Source organism: Moraxella pluranimalium (assembly GCF_002014825.1).
Classification (GTDB): domain Bacteria; phylum Pseudomonadota; class Gammaproteobacteria; order Pseudomonadales; family Moraxellaceae; genus Moraxella; species Moraxella pluranimalium.
In genome coordinates this window covers 341,400-352,953 of the sequence record NZ_MUYU01000006.1, presented here as the reverse complement: position 1 = coordinate 352,953, position 11,554 = coordinate 341,400, and the positions used below count along the sequence as shown (strand labels likewise).

The following is an 11,554-nucleotide window of genomic DNA, read 5'->3' as shown; positions in this document are numbered from 1 at the left end:
CTTATTATAATTTCTCAATCGTAGTCAATAGCGGATATTCTTCTTGCTCGGCAAGTTCATTGACTTCATCGACTTTCATCTCAGCGATGTCAAATGGCAATATCGCCACCACCGCACGCCCCGTCTCGTGAATCTGCATCATTAAGCGATAGGCTTCATCCATATCATGCTCAAAAATCTCAACCAGCACAAACACCACGAACTCCATCGTCGTGTAATTATCATTGTGCATCACCACCGCATACATCTGCGGGCGGGCGGTCATGGGCTTGGTTTGGGTAATCACACCAACAGAAATATCGCTTTGGCTGTGTTCATCACCACTGGCAAAAATCTTGTTCATCATTATATCCACACAATCATTGAACTCATAGTGTATCAAAAAATCAGCCAATAAAAAATGCCATAAGCGGCGATGATAACATCTCACTTATGGCAACGCAGACAAAATGCTGATTATTCAGACTTTTGAATCGGTCGATTGCTTGCGTTTGGCATTTCGGCAAGTGATGCAGGTGCATCAGTGATGATTTTGCCAATTTGCCAGTTGTAAAGCTGTTGGACTTTTTGAGTACCTGCCATCAGCTCAAGCTTCATCTGCTTTGGCTCAAAGCCTTCGGGCATGATAAAGCGACCACGAATATTCGCCACGCCTTTGATGTCATAGCTTGATGGCTCAAGCGGAATCTCAACCATGCTGGTTGCATTTAGCAAAGTCAGCTTAGGAATCATCTTCACTGCCTTACCCGATACATCAATCATCGCCACATCAAAGCGATATTCAAAAGTGTTCTGCGGTAGCGAGATAATCTCTGATGCGATGATGTTGAGTGCCACACCGCCTTGCTCTGCTACAGATGCCTTGAGCAGTTCATTGACTTGCTCTAGCTGTAGATTGGTGGTTTTTAGGTCTTCGTATTCGCCACGCAGACGCTCAAGGTTCGCCATGCTGATATCACGCTCTTGGCGAGCGGTGGCAGCATCTTGCTTAAGCTGAGCATTCTCTTGGCTTAGTGCTTGTGTATCAGCACTTACCGCTGCCACTTGTGGCATATTCTCAGCAGCATCAGATACCCCTTGGCGAAAACCAAATTTAAACCCAATCACCGCCACAACAAGCGATGCGAAAATCAGTGCCAGCATAAACAGTGCCAAAATCTGACCTGTTGCCCCACGCTCATGACGAGCTTTAGAAACTAAAAACTTATTTGGCATGAATAACCCAAACCATAATCTTGTGAAAAATGCCACTTATTATAGCAAAATTTCAGCGATTGCATATGCTTGATTTACGGTAGAATACGAAATTTTACAATTCATTCTCATTTAGAAAATAAATCAAAACCGACCAGTTGGTTTTTTAAATCGGCTTTTGGGGTTGGTATAGCTCAACCACCTTGCCAACGATGATGATGGCAGGTGCACTCACCCCATCCGCCTGCTGTTTGGCGACGATATCGCTAAGCGTACCTGTCAAGACCGCTTGGGTTGGCAGGCTAGCATTGGACACGATGGCAATGGGTAAATCACTTGGCAAGCCTGATGCCACAAGGCTATCGACAATCTTAGGCAGTGCGTGCAAGCCCATATAAAACACCAAAGTCTCATCAGGCTGATAAGCACTTTTTAGTCCATCAAAGGCATCATTGGTCTGATAACAGCCCGTCAAAAATCGCACCGATGTCGCAACGCCACGATGTGTCAGCGGAATGCCTGCACAGCTACCTGCTGCCAGCGCTGCTGTGATGCCACTGACCACCTGATAAGGCACGCCCGCCGCTTGGCACGCCAGCATCTCTTCACCGCCACGCCCAAAGACAAACGGATCGCCACCTTTTAGGCGTAGTACTCGATGCCCTGCCTTAGCGTATTGAACAATGAGCTCATTGATTTGTTCTTGGGTTTTGGCGTGATCGGCGCGTTTTTTACCGACAAAGATTTTTTGGCTATCACGGCGGCACAGCTCAAGAATCTCAGGCGATACCAATGCATCATACAGCACGACATCAGCCTGTTGCATCAGTCTGAGTGCCTTAAAGGTCAATAAATCAGGATCGCCTGCGCCTGCGCCGACGATATAGACTTCACCGCCTTGTTTGCCTTGATCAATAAAGCTGTGCAGTTCATCATCCAGCGGTCCAATCTGACGATCCGCCAACGCTCGCTCAAATACCGATTCCCAAAAATAGCGTCGCTCGGTGATGGTCGGCAAGGCATCTTTGACCTTAGCACGAAATTCACCTGCTTTGGCAGCAAGCTTACCGATGCTACTTGGCAAGCTACTTTCGATCTTGGCACGGATTAATCGAGCCAGCACAGGCGCTTTGCCATTACTAGACACGCCAATCACCACAGGATCACGATCGACGATGGCAGGGAAAATAAAATCGCAAAGCTCAGGCGTATCGACGATATTCACAGAGATGCCACGAGCCTGACAGTCGCCATGCAGTGCGACATTCACCGCATGATCATCGGTCGCGCCGATGACGATGGCAGGCTGATAAGTATCCAAATCGCTTGGCTCATAGCTTTTTTGGTGATAAGTTGCGCCGATTTGATTTAGAAAATTAATAAAATCTTCATCAAAATTCTTGGCAATAACCACCATGCGTGCTTGTGCCTTTGCCATCAATACCGCTTTGCGGTGGGCGACATCGCCGCCACCGACAATCAGTACGGTTTTGTTATTTAGATTAAAAAACAATGGCAAAGTATTCATACAAGCTCGCTTTTTATTTGGTGAAAATCAGCTAAATAATGGCAGACGATTGACCGACTCACCATTATAGCCTGTGGCAAGATCGCTTAAAGTCTTGGTCAGTGTCGCGACTTGCTCATCAGCGACCACAAAAGCTGTTGCCCCTGATTTGACAAAATAATTTGCCTGATCTAGGGCAAACTCGCCTGCCACGATGATTTCACCTGTGTAGCCCTTATGGCGTGCATGGCGAATTAGGCTAAACACACGACCATCTTTAAAATCCGCCAAATTAAATAGTAGCGAACTTGGTGCATTTGCAACTGCCGATTCAATCTCATCAGGGGTAGTATCTGCTGTCAGTGCCGCAGCCAATTCTTCTTCGCTGATAGCGACACTCTCGGTACGAGCATCACTATATACTTTGGTTAAGCTCATGATTATTCCTTGATAATAGTTAAATTTTTTAAATAATAGTTTTGATATATTACAGTTTGCCACAAGCTTATCACTGAATAAATTATTAATAAACTTAGGCAAACTGTTTGATAACTGGGTAATCACACCCAAGCAAAATCAGCTATATACCGCCGCCTTAAATGGTGCTATGCCTAGTCGCTCCACCGCTTGAGCAAAGGTCTCGATATGCTCATCGCTCTCGATACGCTCATTTTTATAGACATCGACGATGGTCGCAATCGTTTGTGCCACTTCATCAGCAGCGACCGCACGGCCTAGAATTTGACCAAGTTTGGCATTTTCGCCCGAGTTACCGCCTAGGCTGATTTGATACCAATGCTCGCCTTTTTTGTCCACGCCTAGAATGCCGATATCACCGACATGGTGGTGTGCACAGGCATTCATACAGCCTGACATATTCAGACGAATATCACCCAAATCATACAGATAATCAAGGTCAGTAAACTGCTTTTCGATAGACTCAGCGATGTTGTGCGTGGTGGCGTTCGCCAAAGCACAATAATCAAAGCCCGGGCAGACAATCATGTCTGTCAGCGTGCCGATATTGGCTCGAGCCAACTTCAAATCAACCAGTTTTTGCCATAGTGCATATAGGTCGGTGATTTTGACATCACCCAGCACCAAGTTTTGGTGATGAGTGGCACGAATCTCGCCAAGACTGTATTCATCTGCCAAGTCAGCAAGCGCAAACATCTGCGCATCAGTCACATCGCCTGCTGGCACATACTCGCCATCGACCACGCCGGCTTTTAGCGAAATCACCACCGCACGATAGCCGTTCACCTTATGGGCGACGGTGTTATGCTCATACCAGTTCTTAAACGCTTCATCAGATAGATAGCCTTGTAGCACTTCTTGGGCTGACAGTGCGTCGATTTGCTCATAATTTGGCGTGGTAAAATAGCTTTGCGCCTTCTCAAAATGTGCATCACTCAGGGTCAAATCACCATCTTTAAGCGACTGCCATTCCTCATCGACTTTTTGGGCAAAGACCTCTTTACCAAGGCTTTCGACTAGGATTTTGATACGCGCTTTATATTTATTATCACGGCGACCTTCTAGATTATACACACGCAAAATCGCATCCAGATATGACAGCAGATGACGGCGTGGCAAAAATTCATTAATCACCTTGCCAATGATTGGCGTACGGCCAAGACCACCACCGACTAGCACTTCAAAGCCAATCTCACCATCACGCTCAACCAAATGCAAGCCGATATCATGCACCTGAGTGGCTGCACGGTCAGCCTTAGTGCCAATCACGGCAATCTTAAATTTGCGTGGCAAAAAGGCAAATTCAGGATGAAAAGTACTCCACTGGCGGATAATCTCGCAGTATGGGCGTGGGTCAGCAATCTCATCGGCGTGAATGCCAGAGTACGGGTCGGTCGTCGTGTTACGGATACAGTTGCCTGATGTCTGAATGGCGTGCATTTGATTGGTAGCAAGCTTAGCAAGGATATCAGGCACTTCTTCTAGCTTCACCCAGTTCAGCTGTAGATTGGTACGAGTGGTAAAATGCCCATAGCCACGGTCATAATCACGGGCAATCTCAGCAAGTGTACGCAGCTGATTACTTGACATCAGGCCATAAGGAATGGCAATGCGTAGCATCGGCGCATGACGCTGTACATACAGACCGTTTTGGAGACGAAGTGGCAAAAATTGCTCTTCTGGCAACTCACCTGCCAAAAAACGCTGGGTTTGGTCACGGAACTGAGCGACACGCTCATCCACCAGTTTTTGGTCAGCATAGCTGTATTGATACATGATAATTTTCCTTTGGCGTATGGCTAATTTGGTTATCGGTTTATGAATGGCTTATCATGTTAAGGCTTAGCCGAAAAAAATTAAAATTCAAAAATGGAATATCGGTAGATGGTTTGGGGATAATCTGATTTGACAGTTTATAAAAGACAACAACCGCCCATAATGAGCGGTTTGTCAGAGAATTGAGCAAGTTTGGTTTGATGTCACTCCGTCCCAAACTCACGGCGTTTTTTGGCAAAGAACCGATCCAGTCGATCCATCGCATCTTCAAGGTCAATCAGATTTGGCAAAAATACCACACGGAAATGATCTGGCTGATCCCAGTTAAAGCCCGTGCCTTGAACAATCAGCACCTTTTCTTCGATCAATAGCTCCATCATAAATTTCATATCATTATCAATCGGATAGACATCACGATCAATCTTAGCAAAGCAATAAAACGCCCCTTGTGGCGTGGTACAGCTGATGCCTTTGATGGCATTTAGACGCTGTACTGCCAAATCACGCTGTTTGCACAGTCTGCCTGTCGGTGCGGTCAAAGCCTGCATAGACTGATAGCCGCCCATCGCTGTCTGGATGGCATATTGTGCTGGCACATTGGCACACAGACGCATACTAGCGAGCATGGTCAAGCCCTCAATAAAATCGGTGGCATGGTCTTTTTTGCCTGACAGCATCAGCCAGCCCGAGCGATAGCCTGCGATACGATGCGACTTTGATAAGCCGTTGAAAGTCAGCACCAAGCATTCATCAGTGATGGTACACATCGGTGTATGCACCGCACCATCGTACAAGATGCGATCATAAATCTCATCTGCCATGATGACTAAGCCATATTTTTTGGCAAGGCTTGCGATGCTGTGTAGCATCTCATCAGAGTACAGCGCGCCGGTTGGGTTGTTTGGATTGATGATGACGATGCCTTTAGTGCGTGGCGTGATTTTACTTTCGATATCCGCCAAATCAGGCTGCCAGTTATCATCTTCATTACAGCGATAATGCACCGCCGTACCACCTGCCAGATTTGCTGCTGCCGTCCATAGTGGATAATCAGGCATCGGGATCAGCACTTCATCACCGTCATCAAGCAGTGCCTGCATGGTCATCACAATCAGCTCACTCACGCCATTGCCGATATAGACATCCGCCACATCGGTCGCCGTTAACAACCCTTTGGCTTGATAATATTGCAAAATCGCCTTACGCGCCGCAAAAATCCCTTGTGAATCCGAATAACCCGACGCATCATTCAAATTCATCGCCACATCACGGACGATCTCATCTGGTGGTAATAACCCAAATGGTGCTGGATTGCCGATATTTAGCTTGATGATACGCTGACCTTCAGCTTCCATACGCACAGCAGTCTGAAGTAATTCGCCACGAATATCGTAGCAGACATTAGCAAGTTTACTGGATTTTTTTAGGGGTTTTGGGGTGTCGGTAAGCATAGCAGTTTCCACAGGTTGTGTCGTTTGTAAAATTGGAGTCATCATCGGCATACCCATTGGCAGGGCAGCATCATCGCCACGCAGCAAATAACTTTCGCTCACGCCAAGCACTTGGGCAAGAATCGGTAATTTAGCACTGGCAATACCATTTTTACCACATTCCCAATTGGCAATCGCACCACGACTGACAGGCGAACCACACTCCCCCATCTTGATCGCCAAGCTTTCGGCAGACATACCGAGCGCCTTGCGACGCTGTTTTAGGCGAAGTCCTTGGGCTTGGGTGCTGGTTAATGTGTCGTGACTGTCATTGTCTTGCAAAATTTGGCTCATGGCAACCATCGCTGATGAATGAATGGCAGTATTTTACGCCCATATTGGCCATTTTGCAAGTTATGCTTTACAAAATTCGCACACTTTGCAAGGTAAATCAGTTAGTAATTTTGTTTTTGCAAGATTTACTTGCAAATATCTAGGATATGCACTGATTTTATGCTTATTTTGGCTAATTATTGGGCTTATTCACCCATCTTGTGTTACAATCATCCCTTAGCGACCCATAATTTCACGCCATTTTACAGCACATATTTAAGGACATCTATGAAAACCATCGACCAAGACACCTTACGCACCATGACAGATGCCGATTGGCGAGAGCGACTTGATGAACTGTCTTACTATGTATTACGCCAAAAAGGTACGGAGCGAGCCTTTACAGGTATCTACACCGATACCGAGACGGCAGGTACTTATCACTGTAAGGGCTGTCATGCGCCATTATTTAGTAGCACGGCTAAATTTCATTCAGGCTGTGGTTGGCCAAGCTTTGATCAGGTGATTGATAAACAAGCTGTCGATGAGACGCTGGATCTGTCGCATGGGATGCGTCGCATCGAAGTCACCTGTCATCACTGCGGTGGGCATCTGGGTCATGTATTTGATGATAATTATGTCACCGATACTGGTCTGAGATACTGTATTAATTCTGCAGCTATCGTACTTGATGCTGATAAATAAGAAACCATCAACAAGCACACACACCATACTGGATAAGCATATGACAACGATTTATGATTTTAGCGCCCAAGATTTGCTTGGTAACACGATTAATTTTACTGATTTTACTGGTAAAGTACTACTCATCGTCAATACTGCAAGCGAATGTGGATTTACCCCACAGTTTGCAGGCTTACAAGCCCTACATGAACAATATCACAATCAAGGGCTTGTGGTGATTGGCTTTCCATGCAATCAATTTGGCAAACAAGAACCCAATGACGGTGCTGCCATCGGTGAGTTTTGTCAAAGAAATTATGGCGTCGAATTTTTGATGATGCAAAAAATCGATGTCAATGGCGAGCACACTCACCCGATTTATACCTGGCTCAAATCACAGCAAGGCGGACTCTTGACCGATGGCATCAAGTGGAATTTCACCAAATTTCTCATTGGTCGTGATGGCAAAGTCATCAACCGCTATGCCCCAATGACCAAGCCTGAAAATTTGACAGCAGATATCGAGACAGCCTTAGCAAAATCGCTCTGAATTTGATAAGAATAAGTTGTTAATTTTCAATAAGTTATAAACTTTATCACAAATTTATCAAATTTTTGATAAAAAATATTTGACACCTGTGTAAATTTCTATATAATACGCACCACAACGAACGAACACAGCAACATAATCTAGCGTGTTCGGTTCAAAACTTAAAATGTGATACCTTGACACAGTATCAGTTTTCCAAATGATGGAAAAGACATTTTAGGGTGGTTAGCTCAGTTGGTAGAGCATCTGCCTTACAAGCAGAGGGTCAGCGGTTCGATCCCGTTACCACCCACCACTATGCAGCGGTAGTTCAGTTGGTTAGAATACCGGCCTGTCACGCCGGGGGTCGCGGGTTCGAGCCCCGTCCGCTGCGCCACTTTTAGTGTAGCTTTTATAAGCTTTTCACTTTCTCCCCAAGTCTCCCCTGGCTTGGGGATTTTTTCTTTTTGACAGTTTTTTGTTTTAAGACTTTAAATGCTCAAACTACCTTCTTAATTTGTCGCAATAATCATTCAGTTGGGATGCACATAAAGTCGATAGGATTTTTTGCATCAATTATCATAGGGGCTGTACTAGATTAGCAACAATGCTATACTAGTTTTATGAAGATAACCCGTTGTAAATTAAGTAAAAAAGTTCAAGTTAAACTGCTTGAACTTTTTTGTGCTTGAAGTCACCGCAAGATCAGCTGCTGATTTGTTAGAAATACATCACAATTCAGCTGCTTTTTTTATCATAAAATTCGCTTGGTGATTGAATATCGCTTAAACCTTGAAGCTTGTGAATTATTTGACGGTGAAGTAGAATTGGATGAAAGCTATTTCGGTGGCATTCGTAAAGGCAAGCGTGGGCGTGCTGCTGCTGGCAAAGTTGCCGTATTTGGTCTTTTAAAACGCAATGGTAAGGTTTATACTGCCTGTGTTAAAGATACCAAAGCTAAGACATTAATGCCTATTATTGCCAGTAAAATCAAACCTGATAGCGTGGTTTATACAGATAGCTATCGAAGTTATAATGCTTTAGATGTGAGTGATTTTAAACACTTTAGAATTAATCATTCCAAAGAATTTGCAAACAATCATAATCACATTAACGGCATTGAAAACTTTTGGTCGCAATCCAAACGCATTCTAAGAAAATATAATGGTATTGACAAAAAGCATTTTCATTTATTTATCAAAGAATGCGAGTTTAGATTTAACTATGGCACACCATCCAATCAATTAAGATTGTTAAGAAAATGGTGTGGGGTTTAGGGGTTTATCTAGTACAGCCCCTTATCATATAATAGATTTATCAATTTATTGTTCATTTGGTGACAAGGTCATGAAATTAGCTTTATTTGGCATCACACTATGTTTATTTGCAAATGTTAGTTTTGCAGCAGATTGGACGCCTGTTTTTAAAGCATGGGAAACCCATGCGGAAGATTCGGATATTTTAAGATCTGTTACTTACAACCCTAATATTAGTTGGGATGATTTGCATGGCTGGACTACTGCGGGACGACCAAACCCCGATTCAAATGACTTAGTTTTAATTAAGAAATTTGATACAAGCCAACTTTTGCATATTCCTGAACCTTATCGCAGTGACATCGTTTTAATAGAATATGAATCCGTTTATGATACACATATAGGCAATATGAAAGACACTATATACCTTCAGAACGCCACCCTTTATGGACTACCCATCACCAAAATCGTTGATTATGGTGCTGAAGGTGAAGAAATGCATACGACAGTCTATTTTGATAAGATGTCAAACACTCAATATCGAAATTTAAAAAAGATTAAGCTTAAGTACAGAAATGATGACTGGTGCGATGGTGGTCATCAAGCAGAATTTAGAAAAGATAAATACAATCAAGTTACTTTATTTTTCTCTCAAGGCTGTTGATATCTTTAACTTAAACAATTTTTTTCAATTTTGCTATCTTGCTTATTAATTGAGTTTCAGTAAGCAAAATTGCTTCAAATTTATGCTAAAATACCCCCAATTTTTAATTGAAAATTTTATTCAAAATCAGTCAGCCAAGAGCCAACCATGACAAGCACGCCAACCGTATTTGACCCAAAAAGTCCAACCACCACGCAAAGTTCTGAACCTTATCACCACAAAGCCAATCACAACCAAAACCGCAGTATCGACCAAAGCGGTATGGTTGCGACATCCACAGCAAATGGCGCGCCAAAAATCGGCTTTGTATCGCTAGGCTGCCCAAAGGCGCTCGTCGATAGCGAACGCATCATCACCGAGCTTAGCCGTGAAGGTTATCAAGTCGCCAAAGATTATGACGGTGCGGATTTGGTGGTCGTCAATACTTGCGGTTTTATCGAATCTGCCGTCCAAGAATCGCTTGATGCCATTGGCGAAGCCATCAACCAAAACGGCAAAGTCATCGTCACAGGCTGCTTAGGCAAAGATGCCGAAAAAATCCGCACCATGCACCCGTCTGTGCTTGCCGTGACTGGGGCGCACGCTTATGATGAAGTGGTATCAGCCGTCACCCATCATGTGCCAAAGCCTGTCAAATCAAAGACTTATGACCCAAAAATCGATCTCATCAATGATGCAGGCATCAAGCTGACACCCAAGCATTATGCCTATCTAAAAATCTCTGAAGGCTGTAATCATCGCTGTACATTCTGCATCATCCCATCACTGCGTGGGGATTTGGTCAGTCGTACCATCGATGGCGTGATGAAAGAAGCGGTCGCACTCAAAAATAGCGGTGTCAAAGAGCTACTCATCATCTCCCAAGACACTTCTGCGTATGGCGTGGACACCAAATATAAGACGGTCTTTTGGGATGGTCAGCCGATTAAGACGAAGTTTTTTGATCTGTGTGAGCAGATGGCGAAGCTTGGCATCTGGGTGCGCCTACACTATGTCTATCCTTATCCACACGTGGATCAAGTGGTGCAAATCATGGCGGACAGCATGGCAAAATCAGGCGGCACAGGCGGACTACTCCCCTATCTTGACATCCCATTTCAGCACGCAAGCCCAACCGTGCTAAAAGCCATGAAACGCCCTGCGATGAGCGAAGACACCCTTGAGCGTATCCGTGCGTGGCGTGCGATTTGTCCTGATATCGTCATCCGCTCGACTTTTGTGGTGGGCTTTCCAGGCGAAACCGAAGCCGACTTTGAATACCTGCTTGACTGGCTAAAACAGGCTCGCCTTGACCGTGTCGGCTGTTTTACTTATTCAGAAGTCGAAGGCGCGGTGGCGAACGATTTGCCAAATCCTGTACCTGAGCACATCAAGCAAGAACGCTATGAGCGACTGATGGCACTTCAACAACAAATCAGCAGTGATAAGCTTGCCGAAAAAGTCGGCAAACGCCTAGTCGTGCTCGTCGATGAGATTGATAGCGAAGAAAATATCGCCATCTGCCGCAGCTATGCCGATGCGCCTGAGATTGACGGTCATGTCTATGTGGACAATATCGATGCCACTGTCAAAGCAGGTGATATGCTGACGGTGACGATTGATGAAGCGAGCGACTATGATTTGTTTGCAAGTTTTGGTTCGTGATTGATTTGCCATCATGATAAGCATTCACCCAAGCCATTCCGCTGAATGGCTTTTTTTATT

At 44.7% G+C, this 11,554-nt stretch carries 10 protein-coding genes, 2 tRNA genes and 1 pseudogene; 7 read left to right on the top strand and 6 right to left on the bottom strand.

Going from position 1 to position 11,554, the window contains the following annotated elements; all coding sequences use genetic code 11:
- Window positions 1–4 precede the first annotated feature (4 nt).
- The 6 genes from B0680_RS02840 to B0680_RS02815 all read right to left on the bottom strand — a co-directional run bounded on the left by B0680_RS02840 (window position 5) and on the right by B0680_RS02815 (window position 6,738).
- Complete coding sequence (locus tag B0680_RS02840; RefSeq protein ID WP_228143735.1) at window positions 5–343, bottom strand: ATP-dependent Clp protease adaptor ClpS; 339 nt, start codon at window positions 341–343, stop codon at window positions 5–7.
- A gap of 113 nt (window positions 344–456) precedes the next feature.
- On the bottom strand, window positions 457–1,215 hold the full coding sequence (locus B0680_RS02835; protein WP_078253524.1) for a hypothetical protein: 759 nt from the start codon (window positions 1,213–1,215) through the stop codon (window positions 457–459).
- 145 nt (window positions 1,216–1,360) lie between these two features.
- Window positions 1,361–2,722 (bottom strand): siroheme synthase CysG, encoded by a 1,362-nt coding sequence (gene cysG, locus B0680_RS02830; RefSeq protein WP_078253523.1) that lies wholly within the window; start codon window positions 2,720–2,722, stop codon window positions 1,361–1,363.
- 27 nt (window positions 2,723–2,749) lie between these two features.
- Window positions 2,750–3,139, bottom strand: a complete 390-nt coding sequence (locus B0680_RS02825; RefSeq protein WP_078253522.1) for a DUF934 domain-containing protein — start codon at window positions 3,137–3,139, stop codon at window positions 2,750–2,752.
- Between the two features lie 138 nt (window positions 3,140–3,277).
- Window positions 3,278–4,954 carry a nitrite/sulfite reductase gene (locus B0680_RS02820; RefSeq protein WP_078253521.1) on the bottom strand — a complete coding sequence of 559 codons (1,677 nt, stop codon included), beginning with the start codon at window positions 4,952–4,954 and terminating at the stop codon, window positions 3,278–3,280.
- Between the two features lie 203 nt (window positions 4,955–5,157).
- Window positions 5,158–6,738: an aminotransferase class I/II-fold pyridoxal phosphate-dependent enzyme gene (locus B0680_RS02815; protein ID WP_143821330.1), complete on the bottom strand. Its 1,581-nt coding sequence runs from the start codon at window positions 6,736–6,738 to the stop codon at window positions 5,158–5,160.
- A gap of 267 nt (window positions 6,739–7,005) precedes the next feature.
- Here B0680_RS02815 and msrB point away from each other — a divergent pair, with 267 nt between their 5' ends.
- From msrB to rimO, 7 genes and pseudogenes are all read left to right on the top strand, one after another.
- Window positions 7,006–7,422 (top strand): peptide-methionine (R)-S-oxide reductase MsrB, encoded by a 417-nt coding sequence (msrB, locus tag B0680_RS02810; protein ID WP_078253519.1) that lies wholly within the window; start codon window positions 7,006–7,008, stop codon window positions 7,420–7,422.
- A gap of 40 nt (window positions 7,423–7,462) precedes the next feature.
- Window positions 7,463–7,951, top strand: coding sequence for a glutathione peroxidase (locus tag B0680_RS02805; RefSeq protein WP_078253518.1), 489 nt, complete (start codon window positions 7,463–7,465; stop codon window positions 7,949–7,951).
- 219 nt (window positions 7,952–8,170) lie between these two features.
- A tRNA-Val gene (locus B0680_RS02800) sits at window positions 8,171–8,246 on the top strand.
- A gap of 4 nt (window positions 8,247–8,250) precedes the next feature.
- Window positions 8,251–8,327: transfer RNA gene (locus tag B0680_RS02795), tRNA-Asp, on the top strand.
- 226 nt (window positions 8,328–8,553) lie between these two features.
- Window positions 8,554–9,207 (top strand): annotated as a pseudogene (locus tag B0680_RS02790) (IS1595 family transposase).
- Window positions 9,208–9,277: 70 nt separating this feature from the next.
- Window positions 9,278–9,850: a hypothetical protein gene (locus B0680_RS02785; protein WP_078253517.1), complete on the top strand. Its 573-nt coding sequence runs from the start codon at window positions 9,278–9,280 to the stop codon at window positions 9,848–9,850.
- A 147-nt stretch (window positions 9,851–9,997) separates the two neighbouring features.
- The gene (rimO, locus tag B0680_RS02780; RefSeq protein ID WP_078253516.1) at window positions 9,998–11,494 is read left to right on the top strand and encodes a 30S ribosomal protein S12 methylthiotransferase RimO; all 1,497 of its coding nucleotides are present in this window, start codon (window positions 9,998–10,000) and stop codon (window positions 11,492–11,494) included.
- Window positions 11,495–11,554: the final 60 nt, after the last annotated feature.